This is a genomic window from Novosphingobium humi, from assembly GCF_028607105.1.
Taxonomy (GTDB): Bacteria; Pseudomonadota; Alphaproteobacteria; order Sphingomonadales; family Sphingomonadaceae; genus Novosphingobium; species Novosphingobium humi.
This window is the reverse complement of record NZ_CP117417.1, coordinates 2,776,481-2,802,258: the sequence shown is the minus strand read 5'-3', so window position 1 is coordinate 2,802,258 and position 25,778 is coordinate 2,776,481. Positions and strand designations below refer to the sequence as shown.

At 65.0% G+C, this 25,778-nt stretch carries 21 protein-coding genes; 16 read left to right on the top strand and 5 right to left on the bottom strand.

Annotation, left to right across the window (positions count from 1 at the left end):
• From ccoG to PQ457_RS13190, 6 genes are all read left to right on the top strand, one after another.
• Positions 1-1,458, top strand: a complete 1,458-nt coding sequence (gene ccoG / locus PQ457_RS13215; RefSeq protein ID WP_273617274.1) for a cytochrome c oxidase accessory protein CcoG — start codon at positions 1-3, stop codon at positions 1,456-1,458.
• A 23-nt stretch (positions 1,459-1,481) separates the two neighbouring features.
• Entirely contained in the window at positions 1,482-1,964 is a 483-nt protein-coding gene (locus PQ457_RS13210) for a FixH family protein (protein WP_273617273.1), read from the top strand.
• A 15-nt stretch (positions 1,965-1,979) separates the two neighbouring features.
• Positions 1,980-4,115, top strand: a complete 2,136-nt coding sequence (locus PQ457_RS13205; protein WP_273617272.1) for a heavy metal translocating P-type ATPase — start codon at positions 1,980-1,982, stop codon at positions 4,113-4,115.
• Positions 4,112-4,285 (top strand): cbb3-type cytochrome oxidase assembly protein CcoS, encoded by a 174-nt coding sequence (gene ccoS / locus PQ457_RS13200; protein ID WP_273617271.1) that lies wholly within the window; start codon positions 4,112-4,114, stop codon positions 4,283-4,285. The genes PQ457_RS13205 and ccoS overlap by 4 nt, the downstream gene beginning before the upstream one ends.
• The gene (locus PQ457_RS13195) at positions 4,282-4,515 is read left to right on the top strand and encodes a hypothetical protein (protein WP_273617270.1); all 234 of its coding nucleotides are present in this window, start codon (positions 4,282-4,284) and stop codon (positions 4,513-4,515) included. The genes ccoS and PQ457_RS13195 overlap by 4 nt, the downstream gene beginning before the upstream one ends.
• Positions 4,516-4,577: 62 nt before the next feature.
• Positions 4,578-5,891 carry a radical SAM protein gene (locus tag PQ457_RS13190; protein WP_273617269.1) on the top strand — a complete coding sequence of 438 codons (1,314 nt, stop codon included), beginning with the start codon at positions 4,578-4,580 and terminating at the stop codon, positions 5,889-5,891.
• Positions 5,892-6,331: 440 nt separating this feature from the next.
• On the opposite strand, the gene PQ457_RS13185 is transcribed toward PQ457_RS13190, so the two are convergent.
• Positions 6,332-8,359, bottom strand: coding sequence for a protein-disulfide reductase DsbD family protein (locus tag PQ457_RS13185; RefSeq protein ID WP_273617268.1), 2,028 nt, complete (start codon positions 8,357-8,359; stop codon positions 6,332-6,334).
• A gap of 214 nt (positions 8,360-8,573) precedes the next feature.
• Here PQ457_RS13185 and PQ457_RS13180 point away from each other — a divergent pair, with 214 nt between their 5' ends.
• Positions 8,574-10,301 (top strand): alkaline phosphatase family protein, encoded by a 1,728-nt coding sequence (locus PQ457_RS13180; protein WP_273617267.1) that lies wholly within the window; start codon positions 8,574-8,576, stop codon positions 10,299-10,301.
• 25 nt (positions 10,302-10,326) lie between these two features.
• The gene (locus tag PQ457_RS13175; protein ID WP_273617266.1) at positions 10,327-11,592 is read left to right on the top strand and encodes a UbiH/UbiF/VisC/COQ6 family ubiquinone biosynthesis hydroxylase; all 1,266 of its coding nucleotides are present in this window, start codon (positions 10,327-10,329) and stop codon (positions 11,590-11,592) included.
• On the opposite strand, the gene PQ457_RS13170 is transcribed toward PQ457_RS13175, so the two are convergent.
• From PQ457_RS13170 to hemC, 3 genes are read right to left on the bottom strand one after another with little or no spacing between them, the layout of a single operon-like run.
• The gene (locus PQ457_RS13170; RefSeq protein ID WP_273617265.1) at positions 11,589-12,509 is read right to left on the bottom strand and encodes an MICOS complex subunit MIC60; all 921 of its coding nucleotides are present in this window, start codon (positions 12,507-12,509) and stop codon (positions 11,589-11,591) included. The two genes, PQ457_RS13175 and PQ457_RS13170, sit on opposite strands and share 4 nt — an antisense overlap.
• Positions 12,506-13,237, bottom strand: a complete 732-nt coding sequence (locus PQ457_RS13165) for a uroporphyrinogen-III synthase (protein ID WP_273617264.1) — start codon at positions 13,235-13,237, stop codon at positions 12,506-12,508. The genes PQ457_RS13170 and PQ457_RS13165 overlap by 4 nt, the downstream gene beginning before the upstream one ends.
• Positions 13,234-14,121 (bottom strand): hydroxymethylbilane synthase, encoded by an 888-nt coding sequence (gene hemC / locus PQ457_RS13160; protein WP_273617263.1) that lies wholly within the window; start codon positions 14,119-14,121, stop codon positions 13,234-13,236. Before hemC ends, PQ457_RS13165 begins: the two co-directional genes overlap by 4 nt.
• A gap of 217 nt (positions 14,122-14,338) precedes the next feature.
• On the opposite strand from hemC, the gene tsaD reads away from it, so the two are divergent.
• From tsaD to PQ457_RS13140, 4 genes are all read left to right on the top strand, one after another.
• Positions 14,339-15,373 (top strand): tRNA (adenosine(37)-N6)-threonylcarbamoyltransferase complex transferase subunit TsaD, encoded by a 1,035-nt coding sequence (gene tsaD, locus PQ457_RS13155; protein WP_273619330.1) that lies wholly within the window; start codon positions 14,339-14,341, stop codon positions 15,371-15,373.
• A 65-nt stretch (positions 15,374-15,438) separates the two neighbouring features.
• Positions 15,439-16,419, top strand: coding sequence for an NAD(P)H-dependent glycerol-3-phosphate dehydrogenase (locus tag PQ457_RS13150; protein ID WP_273619329.1), 981 nt, complete (start codon positions 15,439-15,441; stop codon positions 16,417-16,419).
• Between the two features lie 77 nt (positions 16,420-16,496).
• Positions 16,497-18,008, top strand: coding sequence for a lipopolysaccharide biosynthesis protein (locus PQ457_RS13145; RefSeq protein ID WP_273619328.1), 1,512 nt, complete (start codon positions 16,497-16,499; stop codon positions 18,006-18,008).
• A 25-nt stretch (positions 18,009-18,033) separates the two neighbouring features.
• Positions 18,034-18,585, top strand: a complete 552-nt coding sequence (locus PQ457_RS13140) for a hypothetical protein (protein ID WP_273617262.1) — start codon at positions 18,034-18,036, stop codon at positions 18,583-18,585.
• A 442-nt stretch (positions 18,586-19,027) separates the two neighbouring features.
• Here PQ457_RS13140 and uvrB read toward each other — a convergent pair whose 3' ends face one another.
• On the bottom strand, positions 19,028-21,214 hold the full coding sequence (gene uvrB, locus PQ457_RS13135; RefSeq protein WP_273617261.1) for an excinuclease ABC subunit UvrB: 2,187 nt from the start codon (positions 21,212-21,214) through the stop codon (positions 19,028-19,030).
• Positions 21,215-21,444: 230 nt separating this feature from the next.
• Here uvrB and PQ457_RS13130 point away from each other — a divergent pair, with 230 nt between their 5' ends.
• From PQ457_RS13130 to PQ457_RS13115, 4 genes are all read left to right on the top strand, one after another.
• A complete protein-coding gene (locus PQ457_RS13130; RefSeq protein WP_273617260.1) occupies positions 21,445-22,881 on the top strand; it encodes a circularly permuted type 2 ATP-grasp protein in 1,437 nt (478 codons plus the stop codon).
• 10 nt (positions 22,882-22,891) lie between these two features.
• Positions 22,892-23,827, top strand: a complete 936-nt coding sequence (locus PQ457_RS13125; RefSeq protein WP_273617259.1) for an alpha-E domain-containing protein — start codon at positions 22,892-22,894, stop codon at positions 23,825-23,827.
• Positions 23,828-23,842: 15 nt separating this feature from the next.
• A complete protein-coding gene (locus PQ457_RS13120; RefSeq protein ID WP_273617258.1) occupies positions 23,843-24,661 on the top strand; it encodes a transglutaminase family protein in 819 nt (272 codons plus the stop codon).
• A 197-nt stretch (positions 24,662-24,858) separates the two neighbouring features.
• The gene (locus tag PQ457_RS13115) at positions 24,859-25,608 is read left to right on the top strand and encodes a proteasome-type protease (protein ID WP_273617257.1); all 750 of its coding nucleotides are present in this window, start codon (positions 24,859-24,861) and stop codon (positions 25,606-25,608) included.
• Positions 25,609-25,778 lie beyond the last annotated feature (170 nt).

The following is a 25,778-nucleotide window of genomic DNA, read 5'->3' as shown; positions in this document are numbered from 1 at the left end:
ATGACCAACATGGACCCCAAAGGGCTGACCAGACAGCCTCCTAAGCGGCTCCATGCGGAAACTCAGGCCGTCCACCCGCGTGCGGTGGACGGCCGTTTCCGGCGCCTGAAATGGGCGGTGATGACCTTCTGCCTCGCCGTCTATTACATTACCCCGTGGCTGCGCTGGCACCGCGGGCCCTATTCCCCCGATCAGGCGGTGCTGATCGACCTTGAACACCGCCGCTTCTATATGTTTGCGATCGAGATCTGGCCGCAGGAGTTCTACTTCGTCGCGGGCCTGCTCATCATGGCCGGGATCGGCCTGTTTCTGGTGACATCGGCGGTGGGGCGCGCATGGTGCGGCTATGCCTGTCCGCAAACGGTGTGGACCGACCTGTTTCAGCATGTTGACCGCCTGATCGACGGTGACCGCAATGCGCAGATGAAGCTGGCCAAGGCCCCGTGGGGTCCGGCCAAGATCGCGCGGCGGCTGGGGAAATGGAGCATCTATCTGCTCATTTCCATTTCGACGGGCGGCGCATGGATCTTCTATTTTGCCGATGCGCCAACGCTCGCGCGCGAATTTGTCACGCTTCAGGCGCCCTCGATCGCCTATTCCACAGTCTTTGTGCTGACCTGCACGACGATGTGGTTCGGCGGTTTCATGCGCGAACAGGTGTGCATCTATATGTGCCCCTGGCCGCGCATTCAGTCGGCGATGCTGGACGAGAAATCGCTGCTGGTGACCTATAAGGACTGGCGCGGCGAACCGCGCGGCAAGAAGAGCCCGACCGGTGCGCCGCTGGGCGATTGCATCGACTGCGGGCTTTGCGCAGCGGTTTGCCCCACCGGCATCGACATCCGCGAAGGGCCCCAGATCGGCTGCATCACCTGCGCTTTGTGCATTGATGCCTGCGACGGGGTGATGGAAAAGACCGGCCGCCCGCGTGGGTTGATCGACTATGTGACGCTGGAGGATTCGGCCCGTGAGCGACAGGGGCTGGCCGCCACGCCGCATTGGAAGCTGATCTGGCATGCGCGCACGCTGATCTATCTGGGCATCTGGTCGGCCATCGGCGCGGCGCTGCTCTTTGCGCTGGGCACCCGCCAGCACCTGTCCATCGCGGTCAGCAAGGATCGCAACCCGCCCTATATGATCCTCTCCAGCGGCGATATCCGCAATGCCTATGCGGTGCGCTGGAAGAACATGGAAGGCCGCCCGCGCAAGATGCAATTGACGCTGGATGGCCCGGCGGGCGCGAAAATGTGGAGCGAGGACATGTCCAAGGAGATGGCCGCGCGCGATTTGACGCGGATCATTCCCGCCGACACCACCGCGCCGCTAAGGATCTATGTGACGGCGCCGGCCGGAACGCATGAGGGTAAGCTCAGCTTTACTCTTCGCGCGCTGGATCAGGACGGCGGCGAGGTGAGCTATGCAACGCGCTTTGACGCGCCCGATGAAGACCACGACTGAACCTTAAGAGGAGTACCCCCGATATGCATGCTCCTGCCGCCCGCCGCGCTTTCCGGTTCACCGGATGGCATATGACCATGATCCTGGTGGCCTTTTTCGGCATCGTGATCGTCGTCAACGTCTATATGGCCACCCTTGCCAGCCGCAGTTTCAGCGGTGTGGTGGTCGAGAATTCCTATGTCGCCAGCCAGCATTACAACACATGGCTGGACGAGGCGGCCAAGGAAAAGGCGCTGGGCTGGCAAGTGCGCGCGCTGCGTCAGGGCGATGGCCGGGTGGCGGTCTCGCTGATCGGTGAAGTCCGCCCGCAAAATGCCGTGCTGGGCGGCGAGGCATGGCACCCGCTGGGCCAGGAAGCGGACCGCACCGTATCCTTCCGCCGCGCGGGCGACGGGCGCTGGATCTCGATCGATCCGCTGCCTGCCGGGCGGTGGCGCCTGCGGCTTAAGCTGGACGGCGATGATGCCGCCGGCCATCACGCTGTTCGCCTGCAGCAGATGCTCTGACCAAGGACGCATGAGATGGCCAGCGCCCCGCCCCTGACCCAAAGCGAAAGCATCGAGACCACCACGCTGGTGGTTCCGGGCATGCATTGCGCCAGTTGCATGGGCAAGGTCGAGCGGGCGCTGGGCGCTTTGCCGGGCGTGCAGTCGGCGCGGGTCAATCTGACCGCGCGGCAGGTCAATGTGGCGCATGACGCAGCGCTGGGCGTGCCCGATCTGGTGGGCGCGCTGGTCGCCATCGGTTTCCCCAGCCAGCCTCGCGTCGAGGATCTGGCCCCGCCGCCCTCGGCGGTGAAACCCTTGCTGGCGCCGCTGGCGGTGGCCGGTTTTGCCTGCATGAATGTCATGCTGCTCTCGGTCAGCATCTGGTCGGGGGCCGAAGGTTCGACGCGCGATCTGTTCCACCTGCTCTCGGCCGCGATCGGGATTCCCGCGATCCTTTATGCGGGGCGGGTGTTCTTTGCCTCGGCATGGGGCGCTTTGCGGCATGGGCGCACCAATATGGATGTGCCGATCTCGATTGGCGTCATTCTGGCCACGGGGCTCAGCCTCTATGAAACGCTGACCCATGGCGCCGAAGCATGGTTTGACGGCACACTGATGCTGCTGCTCTTCCTGCTGGCCGGGCGGGTGCTGGACGCGATGATGCGCGACCGGGCGCGGGCGGGGGTGGATGCACTGCTGCGTCAGGCCGCACCCGGCGCGATGGTCGTGGCCAAGGGGGCGGTGGATTGGGTTTCCGCACGCGATCTGCTGCCCGGTATGGTGATGCGCGTGGCCTCGGGCGAGCGTTTGGCCGCCGATGGCGAGATCGTTTCGGGCAACAGCCGGTTCGACCGCAGCCTGCTGACCGGCGAGAGCGCGGCGGTGCCGGTGGCGCAGGGCGATGCGGTGCATGCGGGCATGCTGAACATGGATGCGCCGGTCGATGTGCGCGTGACGGCGGCCGGTTGCGACACCACGCTGGCCGAAATCGCGCGCACGATGGAGGCGGCAGGCCAGCATCGCAGCACCTATGTCCGCATCGCCGACCGCGCCAGCCGCCTTTACGCGCCCGCTGTCCATACGCTGGCGGCGCTGACGTTTATCGGATGGATGATCGCGGGCGCGGGGGCCTATGAAAGCCTGAAAATCGCGATTGCGGTGCTCATCATCACCTGCCCTTGCGCGCTGGGGCTGGCCGTGCCGGTGGCGCAGGTGGTGGCCGCGGGCGCGCTGATGCGGCGCGGGATCATGGTCAAGGACGGCAGCGCGATGGAGCGCATGGCCCGCATCGACCGCGCGCTGTTGGACAAGACTGGCACGCTGACGCTGGGCCGCCCGACGCCTGATCCGCAGGCTTTGGATGCTCTGCCCGCGCAGGCAGCGCAGGTCGCCCTCGCGCTGGCCAGCCATTCGCGCCATCCGCTCAGCCGCGCGCTGGTTGAGGCGCTGGGCGCGCGGGGCGTGACGGCGGCGGAGCTGACACAGGTCGAGGAAGTGGCGGGGCAGGGCGTTCATGCGCTCTGGCACGGAGGCCCGGTGGCGCTGCGCCGCCCGGATGGGCCGACTGGCGGGATGGCCAGCGCGCTCGATATCGAGGGCATGCCCTTGCGGCTGATCCTGTTTGCTGACCGTTTGCGCCCCGATGCCGATCTGGCGCTGAACTGGATGCGCGCCATGGGGGTTGAACCGTCGATCCTGTCGGGCGATGCCATGGCCGCCGTGGCCGAGGTGGCCCGCGCGACGCATATGACCGCGCAGGGCGCCGCCAGCCCCGCCGACAAGCTGGAGGCGATCCAGCGTTTGCAGGGCGCGGGGCATCATGTGCTGATGGCGGGCGATGGGCTGAACGATGGCCCGGCATTGGCCGCCGCCCATGCCTCCATCGCGCCGGGCACGGCCAGCGATGTCGGGCGGCAGGCGGCGGACTTTGTGTTCCTCTCCGATTCGCTGATGGCGATCCCGCGCGCCATGGCCGCTTCGCGCGCGACGATGCGCGTGGTGCGGCAGAATTTCGTGCTGGCGATCGGCTATAATGTGCTGGCCGTGCCAATGGCGATGGCGGGGCTGGTTACGCCTTTGATCGCGGCGGTGGCGATGTCCACCTCTTCGCTGATCGTGATCGGCAATTCGCTGCGTCTGGCGATGGCGGCAAGGGAGCCAAAAGCATGACTGGTCTGGCTTTTCTGATCCCTGTAGCCTTGCTCATGGGGCTGACCGGGCTGGCGGCCTTCTTCTGGTCGCTGCGCAATGGCCAGTTCGAGGATCTGGATGGGGCCGCCGCGCGCATCCTGATCGATGACGAGGAATTGCCCGTGGAAAGGAAGGGGGAGCGCGGATGAGGCGGATTGCCCTCTTTGCGCTGGTGGCGATGGTGCCGGCGGTGTTCAATGTGGCGCCCGCCGCCGCGCGCGGGTCGATTGTGGCCGCGATCTGTTCGGGCGACGGGGTGACGCGCAGCATCTCCGTGCCGGTGGGGCCGCAGGATGTTCCCGGCAAGCAGACCCCCGGATGCTGCGTCAAGGGATGCCATGGCGGCGAGCGCAAGCGCACGGGCAAGAAGTGCTGCTGAACTTTTTTCACCCTTGATCGCGCGCAAAGAAAACCGCCCCATGCGCGGGCATTACGATCCCCATGTGGCCTTATCATCCTGAACTGCTGGAACGGCCTGTGCCGCGTTATACCAGCTATCCGACCGCGGCGGAGTTCACGCCTGCCATTGGCGCGGATGCGCTGGATGAGGCGTTGCGCGCCACGGTGGGCGAGGTCTCGCTCTATATCCACATTCCCTATTGCGAGCAGATCTGCTGGTATTGCGGGTGCAACACCGGGGCCTCGGGCAAGAGGCAGAGGCTGGCTTCCTATCTGGACGCGCTGACGCGGGAGATCGCGATTGTCGGCCCGCGGCTGGACGGGCGGATCAAGGTGCGCCGCATCGCCTTTGGCGGGGGCAGCCCCAATGCGATCAGCCCGACCGATTTCGTCCGGCTGGTCGATGCGATCACCGTGCATTTCAGCCTGGACAATCCGGTGTGGTCGATCGAACTCGATCCGCGCACGCTGACGCAGGATTGGGGCGATGTGCTGCGCTTCGTGGGTATCACGCGGGCGAGCCTCGGTGTGCAGACTTTTTCGCCCACTTTGCAGGCCGCGATCGGCCGCATCCAGCCGGGCGAGATGATCGAGCGCGCCACCACCATGCTGCGCGGGGCAGGTGTCAATTCGCTCAACTATGACCTGATGTATGGCCTGCCGGGTCAGGATTGGGACATGGTGGAGGAGAGCCTGTCGCGCGCCTGCGAACTGGGCGCGGATCGCATCGCGCTCTTTGGCTATGCCCATGTGCCGCACATGCTGCCGCGCCAGCGCCGGATCGACGCGCAGAACCTGCCGGGTCAGGACGAGCGTTTCATGATGGCGGCGCGCGGGCATGATTACCTTGTCGATGCCGGTTATCAGCCGGTGGGCTTTGACCATTTCGCGCTGCCCGGCGACGCCATCGCGCAGGCGACCGTGGCGGGGCGGCTTCACCGCAATTTTCAGGGCTTTACCGAGGACAGCGCGCCGGTTCTGATCGGGCTGGGGGCTTCGGCCATTTCCTGCTTCCCCGACCGGATCATCCAGAACGAGAAGAACGCGGGGCGCTATCGCATGCTCCTCTCGCAGGACCGGCTGACGGGCGTTGGCGGCATCCGTCGCAGCGCCGACGACCAAAAGCGCGGCGCGATCATCGAGGCGCTGTTGTGTCAGGGCGAGGCCGATATCGGCGGCGAACTGGCGGCGGCTTTGCGCGGCTCTCTCGCGCCCTTTATCGAGCGGGGGCTGGCGCGGCTGGATGCGGGGCGTCTGGCGATCCTGCCGGGCGGGTTGCCCTATGCGCGCACGATTGCGGCTTTGTTCGATCCCTACCGGGTGGATTCGGGGAAGAAGTTTTCTTCGGCGGTTTGATTGGGTTTTAGATGCCTCCGGCGGGTTAAGGGCGGGGGCCCTTAACAATCCCGATATTGTCGTCGTGGCGCTATGGATTCGGCCTTTGGGTGTCGGTTGCGGGGTTTGGAATTTAAAGCCTGCGGCGCCGATCAGCGCAATATCGCCGCGCCGCAGGCTTTTGCAACCATCGCACAACACGCAGCATCGTCAGCCTCACGCACCCCAGTAATGGGATTGCAAAGGGACAAGTCCCTTTGCCCGCCGGAGGCATAAAACCCCAAAACCCCATAAAAAAGATGGGCGGCATCCATAAAGGAAACCGCCCAAGGTGGGGAGAAAGCCTTAAAGTCTGGGGGGATTTCCAAATGAAACCCCGCCGGTCTTGAGGTTTGATTAGCGAAAACCGCCGCTCCCCGCCTTGATCGTTGTCAAAAGATGATGGGCAATCTGCCCAGCCTTCATGATTTTTCGCCGCGCGCCAGTTCGGCCAGAGTTTCGGGGCCGAGGACCTGGGGCAACTGGCTGGGCTGTTTTGCGCCCTTGGGATACCAGACGTAGAGCGGAACCCCGGCCGCGCCATGGGCGGTCAGGTAGCGCGTGATCGCCGGGTCGCGGCGGGTCCAGTCGCCCTTGAACACTTTGACGCCCGCTTTGGCGAAGGCTTCGCGGGTTTCCTCGCGCTCGATGGCGACGCGTTCGTTGACCTTGCAGGTCAGGCACCAGTCGGCGGTGAAATAGACAAAGGCGGGCTGTCCGCTGCCCAACGCGGCGCCAAGGGCGGCCTCGCTGAAGGCCTGCGCGCCCAGCAGGTCGGCGCCTTCATCGCCGGGGTGCTGGATGGTGCGGGGCATGATGATCGCCGCCGCCGCCGCACCCACCGCGATCATGCCCAGCGCCTTGACGCCCCGGCCCAGCCCCTTGCGCTGTCCATCGCCCAGCATGGCCAGCACCGCCAGCAGGACAATCGCCAGCACGAGGCAAAAGCCCGCAAAACCCGCGCCCCCCAGCCGCGAGGCCAGCCACAGCAGGCCCAGCGCCGTCAGCCCCATCGGCACCGCCATCGCGCGGCGGAACCAGTTCATCCACGCGCCGGGACGCGGGAGCGCGCGGCGCAGCGCGGGCACAAAGGCAATCGCCAGAAACGGCAGCGCAATGCCAAGGCCCAGCGAGGCGAACAGCAGCATCGCCGCCGGAACCGGCAGCAGCAGCGCCGCGCCCATCGCGCTGGCCATGAAGGGGCCGGTGCAGGGCGTGGCGACAAAGGCCGCCAGCAGGCCGGTGGCAAAGGCCGAACGCGCCGAATTGCTTTTGGACACCCCTGCGCCATGCGAGGCAAAGCCCGGCACTGTAAATTCAAACAGGCCCAGCAGATTGGCCGTGATCGCCACCGCCAGCATCAGCAGCGCGGCCACCACGCCCGGCTCCTGCAACTGGAACGCCCAGCCCACCTGTTGGCCCGCCGCGCGCAGCGAGAGCAGCAGCGCGCCCAGCAGCGAGCAGGCAACGATCACGCCAGCGGAATAGAAGACCCCCTCGGCGCGGGCCTCGGCTTGCGATTCGCCCGCGCGGGCCAGCGAGAGCGCCTTCAAGGAGAGGATCGGAAACACACAGGGCATGATGTTGAGCAGCAGCCCACCCGCCAGCGCGGCCAGGATCAACCAGGGCAGCGCGGGCAATTCCGGCCCCTTGCTCTCGCCCGTGGCTATGGGTTCGCCATCGGCGGGTACGGCGCCCTGTGTTGCGGAAATCTCCACCCCATTGCCGGCATTGTTCAGCCGCAGCACGCCCGACAGATCTTTCAACGCCCCTTGCCCTGCGCGTTTCAGCGTGACGATCAGCATGTCGCCCTTGCGCGAAAAGCTCTGAGGCGCGGCATAGGCGATGGCGTTTTCCGAGGCGGCAAAGAAATGCGGATTTTCCACCTTGCCGCTGGCGGGGAAGGGGATGGCGAGGCGCAAAGTGTCGCCCGCAATCGCCCAATGCGCCGCCGCACCCAAGGGCGCGGGCAATTTCGCGCGCCATGCATCAAAGCGCGGATCGGAAGGCCCCTCGCCGCCCGCCTGCGTGATCTTCACCACCGTACTCATCTCGCCCGATTCGGGCACGCACATCGTGTCGGTGCAGGCCAGCCAGTCGGCCTTGAGCTTCAAGGGGATTTCGCTGCCCGGTTTGGCATCGGCAGGCACCGTATAGGGCACCAGCAGCGCGTAATCGGATTGATAGACATGGTTCATCAGCCCGGAAATCAGCAAAGTTTCGGGCACCGGATAGGAGGGCGCGCCCGCCTTGCCCGGCCCGGTCCATGTCAAAACCGTGCCCAGCCCCGCATCGCCGGGGTTCTGCCAATAGCCGTGATAGGATTTTTCCGGCGTGAAATGCACCGCCAGCGTCACCGTGCCGCCCGGCGCGACGCCATGTTCGGCGATCAATTGCGCGGCAATATGGTTCGCCGTCTGCGCATTGGGCGGCGCATCGGCCGCCCGCAATGGCGCGCAAAATCCCAAAACCGCCAAGCATAACAGGATGCCTTGCCATAAAGGCGCAACATGGCGATGCAAGGCGGGGGCGGTCATCAATCGTCATCTCCGTCGGGGGGCAGACAGGCTTGTGGCAAAGGTGGTTCTCGCACTTGCGAAAATCCTGCCCACGCGCCATCACCTACCCCTGCCGCCGATCGAAACATTTTGCAAGGAAAGCCCCGTGGCCCGATCCATTGCCATTTCTTATAAGTCGTGTCTTGCCGCGTTGGCGCTCTCGCTGGCTGCCGCCCCTGCCATTGCCAAGGAGACCCCCGCCGCCGCGCCTGCCGCCGCTGATGCAGCTTTGCCCGCGCCCAAGCTGATCGTCGCCATTTCGGTGGACCAGTTCAGCGCCGACCTGTTTGCCGAATATCGCGAGCATTACACCGGCGGCCTTGCCCGCCTGCTGAAAGGCGCGGTGTTCCCCGCCGGTTTCCAGAGCCACGCGGCCACCGAGACCTGCCCCGGCCACTCGACGCTGATGACCGGCGTGCATCCGGCGCGCACCGGGATCATCGCCAACACCTGGATCGACCTGTCGGCCGGGCGCGCGGAAAAGAAGGTTTACTGCATCGAGGATGAGAGCAAGCCCGAAAGCTCGACCGCCAGACCCTTCGTTTCCTCGGTGCATCTCAAGGTGCCGACGCTTGGTGAATGGGCCAAGAAGCAATGGCCCGCCAGCCGCAATGTGGCCGTTTCCACCAAGGATCGCGCCGTGGTGATGATGGGCGGACATCAGATTGACGCGGCCTTCTGGTATGATCGCGGGGCCTATACCAGCTTTGTCGGCGCGCCTCTGCCGCCCGAAGTGCTCAAGCTCAACGATGGGCTCAAGGCCTTGCTGGCCAAGGGCGCGCCCGCGATGGCGGTCCCGGCATGGTGCGCCGCGCGCGACCGGGCGATCAACGCCGGGGCGGTCACGGTGGGCACGGGCCGCTTTGTGCTGGACCCCAAGGGCAAGGTGAAGCCTGCCGACCAGTTGCGCGTTTCCCCGCGCGCGGATGCCGCCACGCTCGATCTGGCCGCCTCGCTCCTCACCTCGATGAAGCTGGGCAAGGGGACCGCGCCCGACATTCTCTCGGTCAGCCTGTCGGCCAATGACTATGTCGGCCATGCCTATGGCACCGAGGGCCTTGAAATGTGCATCCAGCAGCATGAACTGGACCAGAAGCTGGGTGCTTTCTTTGCCAAGCTGGACGCATCGGGTGTGGATTATGCGGTGGTGCTGTCGGCCGACCATGGCGGCATCGACCTGCCCGAACGCCTGCGCGAACAGGGCGTGCCCGAGGCCGCGCGCGGCGATGCTGCGCTGAGCGGCGAGGTGCTGGGCCGCGCGATTGCCGCAGAGCTGGGCATCACCAAGCCCCTGCCTTCGTGCAATCCGGGGCCGGATGTGGCGGGCAATGTGGTCTGCTCGGACGGCGTGGGCGGCGATTACTGGATCAGCCCGCAATTGACGCCCGAAGAACGCGCCAAGGTCAGCGAGAAGCTGGTGGCCAAATTGAAGGCTCATCCGCAGGTCGAGGCCGTCTATACCGCCGATGAGATCGCCGCCACCCCCTATCCCCATGGTCATCCGCAGGACTGGAGCCTGATCCAGCGCGCCCGCGCCTCGTTTGACCCCACCCGTTCGGGTCAGGTCTATGCGGCCCTGAAGCGCGCGATCATCGCCATGCCCAAGGCCGGGCCGGGCTATGTCACCACCCATGGCAGTGTCTGGGACTATGACCGGCGCGTGCCGATGATTTTCTGGCGCAAGGGCATGAAGGGCATGGAACAGCCCCAGCCGGTCGAAACGGTGGACATCGCCCCCACGCTCGCCGCGCTGATTGGGCTGAAAGTGCCCGAAGGAACCTTTGACGGGCGTTGCCTTGATGTTGACGGTGGCCCTGCGGACACTTGCCGCTGAGGCATAACAGGCGTAGCGGGATGGCATGAACAGCCATCCCGACTCCGCTCTCGACTCTGGGAGCCTTTTGCCGTCCAAAGATCTGGTTATTCTGGGGGGCGGCCTTGTCGGCATGACGCTGGCGCTGGCCGCGGCGAAACAGGGTATTACGTCGCATGTGGTCGAGCGGGAGGACCCCGCCGATCTGACCGCCGAGGGCGTCGATGGGCGCGCCTCGGCGATCAGCGCGGCCAGTTGGAACCTGTTTGCCAATATCGGCCTTGGCGATGTGCTGGCCCCGCTCGGCTGCCCGATCGACGCGATTGCCGTGACCGATCAGCACAAGCCGGGCCGCATCGATTTCCGCCCCAAGGCCAATGAAGGCACGCTGGGCCGGATGTATTCCAATCGCGATATCCGCCTCGCCCTGTTCGAGGCCGCGCGCCATGAGCCCAACATCGCATGGCATACCAAGGCCGATGTGGTAAAGCGCGAGCGCGGGCCGCATGGCGTGTCGGCCACGCTGTCGGACGGCCGCGTCCTGCCGGGCAATCTGTTGGTGGGCGCCGAGGGGCGCCGCAGCCCGACCCGCGAAGAGGACGGCATCGGCCTTGTCGCGTGGGACTATCACCATACCGCGATCGTCACCGCGCTGGCCCATGATCGGCCGCATGACAATGTGGCCTGGGAAATCTTTTACTCGGCGGGGCCTTTTGCGCTCCTCCCGCTGCTCGACCTGAAGGAACCGACCGCTTCGGGCCGCGTCCATCGCAGCGCGCTGGTCTGGACCGTACCGTCCAAGGATGCCGCTGGGGTCAAGGCGATGTCGGACGCCACCTTCATCGCCGAGATCGATAAGCGGATGCAGGGCATGTTCGGCGGGATCGAGCTGATCGCGCGGCGCATGGCTTATCCGCTGACCTATCAGAACGCCACGCGCATCGTGGGCGACCGTCTGGCGCTGGTGGGCGATGCGGCGCATGGGATGCACCCGATTGCGGGGCAAGGGCTCAACCTTGGCCTGCGCGATGTGGGGGCCTTGGTCGAGGTGCTGGCCGAAAGCATGCGCCTTGGGCTGGAGCCGGGCGATGCGCAGGTGTTGAAGCGTTATGAAAACTGGCGCGCGCTGGACAATTTCACGACGATGAGCGTGATGGACGGCATCGTGCGCCTGTTCGGCGTGCCGGGGCGGACGGCCAGCGCGGTTCGGCGGCTTGGCATGGGCGCGGTGCAGCGGATGCCAAGCCTGAAAACCTTCTTCATGAACGAGGCGCGCGGCCTTTCGGGCCAACTGCCCAATCTGCTGCGTTAAGGCTTGGGAGAGGAAGGCGCAGGGGAGGGCGTTGCCGCCGCCTGACCCTCGGAAGCCTGTGCCCCTGATGCCTGCGCCCCGGAAATCTGCGCAGGCCCGGCCAGCGGGCTGGCCTGTTCGATCAGCCGCCCTTGACCATCGCGCAGCCCCTTGGGTTCGAGCAGCGCCGAAGTGTCGAGCGCATCAAGCGCATGCATGGCCGCGGCATAGCGCTGGGCGTCCGCAATCCAGCCCTGCGCTGCCTTGGCGCCGGGCAACAGGCGTACATCCGCAATCGCATCCTCGATCCGCCCCTCGCGCAGACACAGGCGCGCATGGTCGAGCCGCATCCTGGGATCGGGTGCGGCGGGGCGCGTCTCGCTGTGCAGCACGAACAGGCCCGACAGGTCGCGCTGGACCTTGGCCCACGTGCTTTGCTTTTCCTCCGGCCCGGTCAATTGCGGGGCCAGCACGTCAAGCTGCGCCGAAAGCCGGTCCTGCGTGATGGGCGCGCGGCCAAAGGCGATCACGCCATTGACCACCTGCGGCAGCGCCTCGCCAAAGCGGATGCGCAATTGCCCCTCCAGATAGCCCAGCGGCGTGCCTCGCTCGATCGCGCGGCGCGTGGCGATGGAAACCAGCAGCGCTTCGGCGCGCCCGGCCTGACCGCCGGCCAGCGAGGCCTGCGTTTCAATCGAGCGCAGCTTTTGGTCGAGCGCGGCGATGCGCGCATTCATCTGCGCCTCGCCAGCGGGGCTGATGTTGGGCGCATTGGTGACCATCATCGGCATGATGCCATGATGCATCCACCCCATTTGCCACCCGGCAAAGCCCGTCACCCCCGCGCCCAGCACAAAAACCAGCGCAAAAGCGACCGCCCGCCCGGCGCAGCCTGCCCGTTTTTCGGCGCGCGGCTGATTGGGATATTCCTCATTCATTGTCCGGCCAGACCCCCATCTAAACCCGTGTCAGTCTGGCACGTTTGCCGCGCCAATGCCAGCATGGCGGCATCGCTGGGCTGTGCTGCGGTCAACACATCGCGCCACCCCCCCGCTTCGTCGCAGATTTGGGTGACGCGCGGCCCGATGGTGATCGCCGTGATCCGCCCCCGCGACAGGCCCAGCCGGGCGCATTCGGCGATGAAATGGCGCGCGGCCGCGCCCGAATGCAGCATCACGATGATGCAGGGCAGCGCCGCCACCCCCATCAGCCGCGCCAGTTCCACCGGCATGGGCGCGGGCAGGCTGGCATAGACCACCCGCTCCTCAACCGTCACGCCGGGGGGAGGGCATAGCGCCACCCGCTCCTCGCCCGACAGGCGCAGCAGGCGGGCATGGCCCGAAACCTTGTCCAGCACATCCTGAAGCCCGCCGACACCCTGTGCCGCCACGGCCAGTCCGCGCGACAAGGCCGCCTGCGTGGTCACATCGCCCACGCAATAGGCCGGTTTGCCCGCATAGGCGTCCAGACCTTCGCCCCCATGGCGCAGCGCATTCGCGCTGCCCAGCAGCAGCGCGTCGAAGGCATCGGGCGCGGGCGCATCCCATGCGCGCGGCATCGTGGTGAACAGGGGAAAGGCATAAGCATCCAGCCCCAACGCCATCGCTGCCTGCAACGATGCGCTGGCGCCCGGTTCGGGGCGCAGGATCACGATGGGAGGATTCATGAGGGCGTAACGGCTCCGGAAAAATGCATGGCAATCGTATCAGGCGCCCGTGACAGAAGATCGGCGGCCAGAGCGACAATCGGGCCATGATCGAGCGGGGTAAAAGCGGTGCGCCCGTCGATCCGGTCCGCGCCATCGGGGCTGAACAGGCTGGCTAGCAGATGCCAGCTGCCGGATTGCTGAACGGTGCGCACGGCAATGGCCGAATGGCAGGTGCCGCCCAGACCCGCCAACAGCGCGCGTTCGGCCAGCACGGCGGTACGGCTGTCGGCATCGTCAATGGCGGCCAGCAAGGCGCGCGTGGCGGCATCATCGCTGCGGCACTCGACGGCGATGGCGCCCTGACCCGGCGCGGGCAGCCATTCGTCAGCCTCCAGCGGCGTGCCCGCCGCGCTTTGATCCAGCCGGTTGAGGCCCGCCATGGCCAGCAAGGTGGCATCGGCTTCCCCGGCCGCCAGTTTGCCAAGGCGCGTGGCGACATTGCCGCGAAAGGGCACGATTTTGAGATCAGGCCGCAAATTCAGCGCCTGCGCCGCGCGGCGCGGCGCGCTGGTGCCCAGCCGCGCGCCATGGGGCAGGGCCGCGATGCTGGATGCGCCCACCAGGCAATCGCGCACATCCTCACGCGGGAGAATCGCCGCGATGGTCAGCCAGTCGGGGCGGATCGTTTCCACATCTTTCAGGCTGTGCACCGCAAAATCAATCACGCCCTCATGCAGCCACAGGTCCAGCTCCTTGGTCCACAAGGCTTTTCCGCCAATATCGGCCAAGGGGCGGTCGAGCACCTTGTCGCCGCTGGCGGTGACGGGCACGATGTCCACAAGGCTTTCGTCCCAGCCATGGGCGGCGCAAAGCCGGGCGCGGGTCTCATGGGCCTGGGCCATGGCGAGGGGGGAGGCACGGGTGCCAAGGCGCAAAATGCGGATTTGGGTTTTGGGCGATTCAGGCATGGTGGGTTGTGCTAAACTGCAATCTCGCTAAGGGGAAGCGCAGAACGCGCAATGTCAGGGTGCGCGGGCGCGTGTTGTGATAAAGTACGACACGCACGCAAGGTTCAGGTTGCGCCGAGGCGCAGACGCATGAGGACGGGTGGCCAAGCCCTTGAAGATTATTCTGGGTATCGAATCATCCTGCGATGAAACCGCGGTGGCGCTGGTCACCGATGGCCGGGTGATTCTGGCCCAGCGCATCGCCAGTCAGGACGAAGAGCATCGCCCCTATGGCGGCGTGGTGCCCGAAATCGCCGCGCGCGCCCATGCCGAAAGGCTGGCCCCGATGGTCGAGGCGACGCTGGCCGACGCCGGGCTGGGGTTGGACGATGTCGATGCGATTGCGGCCACGGCGGGGCCGGGGCTGATCGGCGGAGTGATGGTCGGGCTGGTCACGGCCAAGGCGCTGGCGATGGCGGCCGACAAGCCGCTGCTGGCGATCAACCATTTGGAAGGCCACGCGCTTTCGCCGCGTCTGGCAGATAGCGAGCTGGCCTATCCCTATCTGCTGCTGCTGGTCAGCGGGGGGCATTGCCAATTGCTGCGCGTCAATGGCGTGGGCGATTACACCCGCCTTGCCACCACCATCGACGATGCGTTGGGCGAGGCGTTTGACAAGACCGCCAAGGTTTTGGGGCTGGGTTATCCGGGCGGGCCGGCGGTGGAAAGGCTGGCGCTGGAGGGCAATCCGCGCGGTGTTCCCTTGCCGCGTCCTCTGCTGGGCGGGGCCGAACCGCATTTCTCCTTTGCGGGCCTGAAAAGCGCGGTTTTGCGCGCCTATGAAACGGGCCAATATTCCAAGGCCGATCTGGCCGCCAGTTTTCAGCAGGCCGCTTTGGACTGCGTGGTGGACCGCACAAAGCGCGCGATGGCGGCGGCGGGCGATGTGACTGCGCTGGTCGTGGCGGGGGGCGTGGCGGCCAACAAGGCGGTGCGCGCCGCGCTCGAAGGGCTGGCGGCGGGGGCGGGTCTGCGCTTTGTGGCGCCACCGCTCAAACTTTGCACCGATAATGCCGCGATGATCGCATGGGCGGGCGTGGAGCGATTCGCGTTGGGGCTTACCGATCCGCTCGATTTTGCCGCAAGGCCGCGCTGGCCGCTGGACCCCGATGCCGCACCGGCGCGCGGGGCAGGGGTCAAGGCGTGAGTGCCGCCCGGAACATCAGCGTCGGCGTGATTGGCGCAGGCGCCTGGGGCACCGCTTTGGCGCAAATGGTGGCCGGCGATGGCACGCCAGTGGTCCTGTGGGCGCGCGAGGCGGCGCTGGTCGATGAAATCAACACGCGCCGGACCAATGCGACCTATCTGCCCGGCGTGACCATTGCCGCGTCGGTGCGCGCCACCTGCGATATGGCCGAACTGGCCGATCTCTCGACGATTCTGGTGGTTTGCCCGGCGCAGTTCATGGGCGGCGTGCTGGCGGGTCTGCCTGATGCCCCGCGCGATCTGGTGCTGTGCTCCAAGGGGATCGAGGCGGGCACGGGGCGGCTGATGGCCGATGTGGCCGCTGCGGTGCAGCCTTCGGCGCAGATCGCCGTCCTCTCCGGCCCCACCTTTGCGCGCGAAGTGGCGATGGGATTGCCCACCGCGATCACGCTGGCCTGTTCGGGCGGCGAGGAACAATGGCGGCGCCTTTCGCCAGTCATCGCCCGTGCAGCTTTCCGCCCGTATTACTCGCCCGATGTGGTGGGGGCAGAAATTGGCGGGGCGGTGAAAAACGTGTTGGCGATTGCTTGCGGTGTGGTCGAAGGTCTGGGGCTGGGCGAGAATGCGCGCGCGGCGCTGATCGCGCGCGGCTATGCCGAGATGCTGCGTTTCGGGGTGGCGCGCGGGGCGCGGGCCGAAACGCTTTCGGGCCTGTGCGGGCTGGGCGATCTCATCCTGACCTGCGCCAGCACGGCCAGCCGCAATTATTCGCTTGGCAAGGCGCTGGGCCAAGGGCAGAGCGCTGCACAGGCATTGTCGGGGAAATCCAGTGTTGCGGAGGGCGCGCACACTGCTCCGGTTCTGGCGGATCTGGCCCATCGGGCCGGGATCGCCATGCCGATTGTTGATGCCGTCTGCCGGTTGCTTACGGGGAAAGCGCCGGCAGGGGCAGTGGTGTCGGATCTGTTGGCAAGGCCGTTGAAGGCCGAGCTGGCGGACCCATCCGAGCCGGGGGATGATACCCCGGCGCACGGGAGTTTTGCTTGAGTCAACCTGTTGCCCTTCCCCTGACCGATGCGGCCGCCCCGGATGCCGCATCCGCGTCCGGCGCCGCGCTGGACGAAGTGGTCAATCGCGATCTCAACACGCTGGCCAAGGGCGGGCGGACCAATTTCTTTGGTTTCCTGCTGCGTCTGGCCGCGCGCCTTCCGTTTCTGTTCATCGCCGGGCGGCTGTATGGTGCCGATGCGCTGGGGCGGTTTGCTTCGGCGCTGGTGGTGATCGAACTGGCCTCGCAGCTCTGCACGCTGGGGCAAAAGCGCGGGATCGCGCAGAGATTGTCCGATGATGATCGCGATGCGGCCCATGTGATTGCCGATGGCGTGGTGCTGACCGTGCTGATCGCTTTGCCGGTGACGGTGGGCCTCTACCTTTTCCCATGGCCGATGTTCCCCTCGGGCGAGTTTTCCGCATGGGACCGCTGGCTGGTGCTGGCCATTGCGCCGACGGCCTTGACCGATATCGCGCTGGCCGCGCTGGCCTATCGCTTTGACGTGGGCGCGACCGTGCGCGCGCGTTCGGTGATCGAGCCATGGACCTTGTCGATTGCGGCGGGCGTGTTCTGGGCGGCGGGCAAATGGGGTGGCACGCATGGCTGGTGGACCCATCTGGGCGCCAGCGGGCTGACGCTGTCCTATGTGGTTTCGGTGTCGGCCGCGATGCTGTCGGCGGCGCTGCCGCTGCTGCGTTCCTATGGCATGCCGCGCGATTGGACGCCGCATCCGCTGCGGATCGGGCGGCTTGCGCTCAACACCATGCCGCTGGCCGTGGCCGATGCGGTGGAATGGGGCACGCGGCGCATCGACATTGCCATCCTTGGCATGTTTGCCACGCCCACCTCGGTCGGCGTCTATTATGTGGCCCAGCAGGTGGCCAGCCTGCCGCAAAAGCTGAAAACCAGTTTCGAGCCGATCCTTGGCCCGGTCATCACCCGCAATCTGAAGGAAGGCAATCTGGAGGCGATTGCCAGGCAGGTGTGTCAGGTGGGCTTCTGGATCACGGCGGCGCAGGCGGGCATCGCGCTGGCGCTGGGCATTCCGGGCGACGGGGTGCTGGGTCTGGTCGGGCCGCAATTCACCGGCGGGATGCTGGCACTGGCGTTTTTGCTGGGCGCCGAGGTCTGCGCGGCGCCTGCAGTGGTCAGCGAGGCGGCGCTGATCTATATCGCGCCCTTGCGCAACCTGTGGCTCTCGCTGGCCACGATCGGGCTGCAGGCCATCTTCACGCTGGCGGGCATGCTGATTTCGGGCGGATTCTACTTTGACGAGATGGATCAGGCGGCCTCGGCGGCGGGCGCGCTGATGGTCACGCTCTCCATCGCCAGTCTGGTCAAGTCGCGGCTGCTGCAATGGCATCTGGGTTATAAGGTCGAGACGCTGCGCTGGTCGCTGTTTGTGGCGGCGGTGGCGGCGGGCGCGCTGGGCTGGGCGGTGGTGCGGTTTTTGCCGGAATGGGCGCAGATTGCTCTGGGCATTCCCGCGATTCTGGGGCTTTATTGTCTGGTCATCTGGCGGCTGGGCTTCGGCCCGGCGGACCGCTTGCTGTTTCGCCGCCAAAAGGGCGAACAGGTCGCGTAATGGTTTGATGGTGTGAGGCGTTTTGATGGTTGAGTTGTTTCAGTCCTATCCTCTGGCCATTGTCGGCGCGCTGGTTCTGCTGGCGCTGCTGGCGGGCCTGCTGCTGCGCCGGGGCAAGGCGACGCGCGAAAGGCACCGCGCGCCCGATGCGATGGACGAGGGCGTCGGACCCGCCCAGCGCAATTCCGCGCTGATCAATGCGCCCAGCGCCGCCTCGAAAGTGTCGCTGCGGCCGGTGGAGCCGGTGGCCGATGTGGCGGTCAAGGTCGAGGCCGAGGTCGAGCCGGACGCTTTCGGCGAACTGGCCGAAGCCGTGGCCGCGCAGGAAGCCGCCACCCAGACCGACGATCTGACCCGCATCAAGGGGCTGGGGCCCAAGCTCAAGGCGCGCCTTGCCGAACTGGGCGTGGTCAGCTTTGCCCAGATCGCGGGGTGGAGCGAGGCTGATATCGCAGCGATTGATGCCCAGTTGGGCACCTTCGCCGGGCGCGCCACGCGGGATCAATGGGTGGCGCAGGCGCAGTTTTTGGCCAGTGGCGATATTGCCGGGTATGAGGCGAAGTTCGGGAAATTGTGATTTTTCGGGTTTGATGCCTCCGGCGGGTTAAGGGCGGGGGCCCTTAACAATCCCGGTAATGGGGTGGTGCTGGGTTCGCAGGTTGGGCTGGTTTTTATAGCCTGCGGCGCGGCGGCGTTGCGCTGATCGGCGCCGCAGGCTTTTAATTTTGGCATCGCCCGCAAGGTTGAACTCCGGGCGCAACGTGGACAGTAATGGGAGCGCGAGGGACGAGTCCCTCGCATTTCAATTTCACTTTTTTGAAATCTGAATGCCCAGTGCAATCGCCATCAGAGTAGACGTGATAGCACCAAAAACAAGCGCAACTATAGATTCAGGGGACATAGCGTTGCCTCAATGATCGTGATTTTAACATCACGACACCGGGATGAGGGCGGTCCGATGATTCGGTGGCAGCGCTTCCAAGGTCGTCCAGATGTAACTAGCATTCAGATGCAAATTGTCAACGACCCCACTTCTTCTGCACCTTGCCATAGCGCGTCTTGCGCGTCCCCGGCTTGCCCTCATTGCTTCGCCCGACGACCGGCGCCTTACGCTCACCCTCGGGCAGACCAAGCTCAGTCGCCTCCAAACGCCGGATTTCATCGCGCAACCGGCCTGCTTCCTCGAATTCGAGATCGGCGGCGGCGGCGCGCATCCGCTTTTCGAGGTCTTCGATATAGGCGCGCAGATTGTGGCCGACGAGGTTGTTGACGCCATCGTCCTCGATATCGACCAGCACCCCATCGCGCGAGGCGGTGTCGGCGACGATATCGTGGATGTTGCGCTTGATGGTTTGGGGCGTGATGCCGTGGGCCTCGTTATAGGCCTGTTGTTTGGCGCGGCGGCGGTCGGTTTCGGCGATGGCGCGCTCCATCGATCCGGTCATGCGGTCGGCATAGAGGATCACGCGGCCATCGACATTGCGCGCCGCACGCCCGATGGTCTGGACCAGCGAGGTTTCCGAGCGCAGGAAACCTTCCTTGTCCGCGTCGAGGATGCACACCAGCCCGCATTCGGGAATATCCAGCCCTTCGCGCAGCAGGTTGATGCCGATCAGGACATCGTACACCCCAAGGCGCAGGTCGCGGATCAGCTCGATACGCTCGAGCGTTTCCACGTCCGAGTGCATGTAGCGGACCCGTACCCCTGCCTCATGCATGAATTCGGTCAGGTCCTCGGCCATGCGCTTGGTCAGCGTGGTGACAAGCGTGCGATAGCCATTGGCGGCGGTCTTGCGGCATTCCTCGATGCAATCCTGCACCTGATCCTCGACCGGGCGGATTTCGACCGGAGGATCGATGAGGCCGGTGGGGCGGATCACCTGTTCGGCAAAGGCGCCGCCTGATTCCTCCATCTCCCATGATCCGGGCGTGGCCGAAACCGCCACCGTCTGCGGGCGCATGGCATCCCATTCGTTGAAGCGCAGCGGGCGGTTGTCGATGCACGACGGCAGGCGGAAACCATATTCGGCCAGCGTGATCTTGCGCCGATGGTCGCCGCGCGCCATCGCGCTGATCTGGGGCACGGTCTGGTGACTTTCATCGACGAACAGCAGGGCATTGTCGGGCAGATATTCGAACAATGTCGGCGGCGGTTCACCCGGCAGGCGGCCTGAAAGGAAGCGCGAGTAATTCTCGATGCCTGCGCAACTGCCCGTTGCCGCGATCATCTCAAGGTCGAAATTGGTGCGCTGCTCCAGCCTTTGCGCCTCCAGCAATTTGCCTTCCGCGTTCAGCTCCTCCAGCCGCACCTGCAGTTCGAAGCGGATCGCCTCCATCGCCTGTTTCATCGTCGGGCCGGGGGTGACGTGGTGGCTGTTGGCGTAAACGCGGATCTTGTCCAGCTTGGCCCCGGCCTTGCCGGTCAGGGGATCAAATTCGCTGATCGCCTCGACCTCATCGCCGAAAAAGCTGATGCGCCAGGCGATGTCCTCATAGTGGCTGGGGAAGATTTCGAGATTGTCGCCGCGCACGCGGAACGTGCCGCGGGCAAAGGCCACCTCGTTGCGCTTATATTGCATCGCAACCAGTTTGCGGATGATCTCGCCCTGATCCTGCGATTCTCCGACCGTCAGGTCAAAGATCATCGCCGCATAGGTTTCCACCGAGCCGATGCCGTAGAGGCAGGACACCGAGGCGACGATGATCACATCCTCGCGTTCCAGCAAGGCGCGCGTGGCCGAGTGGCGCATCCGGTCGATGGCCTCGTTAACGCTGGATTCCTTTTCGATATAGGTGTCCGAACGCGCGACATAGGCTTCGGGCTGATAGTAATCGTAATAGGAGACGAAATATTCCACCGCATTGTCGGGGAAGAAGCTCTTCATCTCGCCATACAATTGCGCGGCAAGGATCTTGTTGGGTGCCAGGATCAGCGCGGGGCGCTGGGTCGCCTGAATGACCTGTGCCATGGTGAAGGTCTTGCCCGATCCGGTAACACCCAGCAAAACCTGCGTTTTATCCCCGCTCTCGATGCCCTGAACCAGTTCGGCAATCGCCGTGGGCTGGTCGCCGCTGGGCGTATAATCGCTGACGATGCGCAAGGGAGGGCTGCCCTCGGCCTTGGGCGGGCGAGAGGGGCGATGGGGGACAAAGGTGCCATCGGTATCGGGTTCGGAAAGGCCCCGGCGGATGATGAGTTCAGCCATGGTCCATCTATGGGCGTTCGCGATGCGTTCTGCAAGGGCGCGGGGGCGCAAGAGGCGAACAAGGACGCGGCGCGGCGGACTTTAAAGGCAAATCGGCGCTTGTCTATACACCGCTATTTTTTCTTTCGCATACGCAGCAAGGCGCTTGGCAATGGCAGAAGTTTGTTGCAGCTTGATCCCCGATAACCGGCCGTGGATGTTCGAGCCGGACAGTATTCAAGGGGTGTTCTATGCCATCCACCACGATCTCGTCTTATGACGAGATGCTCGATGCCGAGGGGAATGTGCGTCCCGCCTATGCCGGCTATCGCGAGTGGTACGAAGCGCAAAGTCCCAAATGGCTGGAAAAGCAGGGCAAGAATGCCGAGGATGTGTTTCGCCGCACCGGCATCACCTTCAACGTCTATGGCGAGGATGCCGGGCAGGAGCGCCTGATCCCGTTTGACATGATCCCGCGCATCATCACCGCGGATGAATGGAAGAAACTCTCGCGCGGGATTGACCAGCGCGTGCGCGCGCTCAACGCCTTCCTCCACGATCTTTATCACAAGCGCGAGATTGTGAAGGCGGGCAAGCTGCCCGAACGCCTGTTGGCCCAGAACGAGGCCTTTCTGCCCGAAATGGTGGGCTTTACGCCACCGGGCGGGGTTTACACCCATATCGTGGGCATCGACCTTGTGCGCACCGGCCCCGATGATTTCATGGTGCTGGAGGATAATGCGCGCACGCCCTCGGGCGTCTCCTATATGCTGGAGAACCGCGAGACGATGATGGCGATGTTCCCCGACCTGTTCACCAAGGTCGCGGTGCAGCCGGTGTCGGAGTATCCGCGCGCGCTGGCCCGGTCGCTGGCCACCTGCGCGCCGCCCGCCGCGCAAGGGAGCGACCGGCCGGTGCTGGCGGTGCTGACGCCGGGCATCTATAATTCGGCCTATTACGAACACGCCTTCCTTGCCGATCAGATGGGCGCCGAACTGGTCGAGGCGGGCGATCTGCGGGTGGTCGATGGCCGCGTCTGTATGCGGACAACGCGCGGGTGGCGGGCGATCGATGTGCTCTATCGCCGGGTGGACGATAATTTCCTCGATCCGCTGACCTATAATCCCGATTCGATGCTGGGCGTGGCGGGCATCATGGATGTCTATCGCAGCGGGGGCATCACCATCGCCAATGCGCCCGGCACCGGCATAGCCGACGACAAGGCGATCTATTCCTTCATGCCCGAAATCGTCGAGTTTTATACCGGCGAAAAGCCGATCCTGAAGAATGTGCCGACATGGCGGTGCAGCGAGGCCGACGCGCTGGCCTATGTGCTCGATCACCTGCCCGAACTGGTGGTGAAGGAGGTGCATGGCAGCGGCGGTTATGGCATGCTGATCGGGCCGACCAGCAGCAAGGGAGAAATCGCCGCCTTTGAAAAGAAGCTGCGCGCCAACCCGGACAATTACATCGCCCAGCCCACGCTTTCGCTCTCCACCGTGCCGATCTTTACCAAGGCGGGGCTGGCCCCGCGCCATGTCGATCTGCGGCCCTTCGTGCTGGTTTCGCCCCATGGCATCAACATCACGCCGGGCGGGCTGACCCGCGTGGCGCTTAAAAAAGGCTCGCTGGTGGTCAATTCCTCGCAGGGCGGGGGCACCAAGGACAGCTGGGTTCTGGCGGAATAAGGGATAGGATATGTTGGGACGTTCCGCCTGGGGCATTTTCTGGATGGCGCGCTATTTGGAGCGCGCCGAGAATACCGCGCGCCTGCTGGACGCGGGCTTTCGCATGGCGTTGACGCGCGGCAATACGGTGGCCAGCGACGAATGGCGCAGCGTGCTGGTCACGCTGGGGATGGATGAGTTCTATACCGGCGATATGTCCGGCCCGGCGATCACCAACTGGCTGCTGCGCGGGGCGGGCAATTCGGGCAGCGTGCTCTCGATGATGGAGGCCGCGCGCACGAATGCGCGCATGGTGCGCACCGCCATCACCCGCGAGGTCTGGGAAGTGACCAATGAGAGCTGGATGCAGCTTCAGTCGCTGCTGGCCAAGCCGGTCAAGGAAGCGGATCTGGGCCATGTGCTGGATGTCATCCGCCGACAGGCCACCAGCGTGCGCGGCGCGATGGAAGGCACGATGCTGCGCAATGACATTTTCAATTTTGCCCGCATCGGCACCCATCTTGAGCGGGCCGACAATACGGCGCGCATTCTGGATGTGAAATATCATGTCTTGCTGCCCTCGGCCGCGTGGGTGGGGTCGCGGCTGGACAATGCGCAATGGGAAATGGTGCTGCGCAGCGTCGCGGGCGAGCGGGCGTTTCGCTGGCTCCATGCCGGCGCGCTTGATCCCAAGGGGATTGCCCAGTTCCTGATCCTTGATGGCCGCTTCCCGCGCAGTCTGGCCTATTGCCTGCGTAAACTGACCAGCAATATGGAATGGCTGTGCCGCGATTATCATCAGGAAACGGCGGCCTACCGCATGCAGAAAGAGGCCTGCGACAAATTGAGCAAGACCACGATCACCGATATTTTCGAACATGGTCTGCATGAATTCATCACCGAATTCCTCGCCACCAACCGGCTGGTGGCCGATGCCATCGCCGCCGATTACCGTTTCACCGAATAGGCCCGGAGCCCGCCCATGCGCATCTCGATCCAGCACCAGACCCATTACCGCTTTGACCAGCCGGTCTGGCATGGGGTGCAACGCCTGCGCCTGACGCCGCGCGATTGCGCGATGCAAAAGGTGCTGGGCTGGCAATTGTCTGTCGAGGGCGGGGCGATCGAATGTTCCTATGAGGATCACAACCGCAACCTCGTCTCGCTGATCTCGCTGGGCACGGGCAATGGCGAGATCACCATCACCGGGCAGGGGATGATCGAGACCTATGACAAGGCGGGCGTGGTGGGCGCGCATACCGGCTTTATGCCGCTCTGGCGGCTGTCCAATCCCACCGAATTGACAAAACCGGGGCCGAAGATCCGCGCTCTGGCGGCGAAATTCAGCGATGATGGCAGCAATACGATTGCCGTGCTGCATGATCTGATGGCGGCGGTGAACAAGGCGGTGGTCTATGAGGCGGGCCACACGGGCGCTGCCACCACGGCCGAGGCCGCTCTGGCCGCGGGCAAGGGCGTGTGTCAGGACCATGCGCAGGTGTTCATGGCGGCCGCGCGTCTGATGGGCCTGCCTGCGCGCTATGTCTCGGGCTATCTGGTGATCGAGGGGCGGGTGGATCAGGACGCGGGCCATGGCTGGGCCGAGGTGCATGTGCCGGGGCTGGGCTGGGTGGGCTTTGATGCGGCCAATGACACCTGCCCGGATGACACCTATGTGCGCCTGGCCGTGGGCGCGGATTACCGCGATGCCGCGCCCGTCACCAGCATGGCGCAGGGCGGGGGCGCGGCGGTGCTGTCCGTGGCGGTGCAGGTGGCCCAGCAGCAGGTGGTGGAACAGTAAGCCTGTCGCGCGCATTGGGCCTATAGGAGCCTACGCAGGGCAGCGGTGACGGGATGCTTGGCATTTTGCCATAGGGTCGGCCATCAAGGCCATCTTCCCTTGACGGGGAGGTCCAATTTTGTGCAACCGCGACATTACGGATTCGCGCGGGTTTTGCGCTGCATTTCGCGCTGTGTCCGGCGCAAGAGGGGAAGAAAGTGACCTATTGTGTTGGCATGATGCTGGATGCCGGGCTGGTGTTGATGAGCGACACCCGCACCAATTCGGGCGTCGACAACATCTCGACCTTTCGCAAGCTCTTTCATTGGGAAGTGCCGGGCGAACGGGTCGTGGCGCTGATGACCAGCGGGAATCTGGCGACGACTCAGGCGGTTGTCTCCAAGATCGAGGAACGCTTCAAACTGCCCAGCGAGCGGCACAATTGCGTGCTGGAGGCCGCCACCATGTTTCAGATGGCGGGCATCGTGGGCAAGACACTGCGCGAGACGATTGCCGAGCGCGATGCCGATGTCGGCCCGCAGGCGGCCGGGCAATTTGGCGCAACGCTGATTCTGGCCGGACAGATCGAGGGGCAGGAGCCGCGCCTGTTCATGATCTATCCGGAAGGCAATTTCATCGAGGCGACGCTCGACACGCCCTTTTTCCAGATCGGCGAGACGAAATACGGCCGCCCGATCATCCTGCGCGGTTATGACCGCAAGATGGCGTTCGAGGATGCGGTCAAATTGCTGATGGTCAGCTTTGATTCTACGCTCAAGGCCAATCTGTCGGTGGGCATGCCGCTCGATCTGGTGGTGATCGGGCGCGATGATCTGGGCATCAAGTATGAGCGCCGGATCGAGGCCAATGATTCGTGGTATCGCGTCATCTCGGCCAGTTGGAGCGACAGTCTGAAGGCGGCGCTTGAGGGGCTGCCCGACTATCCGTTCCATATCGCGCAGGGCTGATCCCCTTTTTCCGGCCCGTTTATTTACGGCATGCTCCGGCGGATTTGAGCGCAGCGCTTAACTCCGCGCCGGCCAGACGCAGGCGCGTCGCGCCGAATTCGTGGCCCAGCCAGACGCTGGCCCAGCGGCTCATGGCGATGGATTGACGAAATATGGCCCAAACCCTCGCG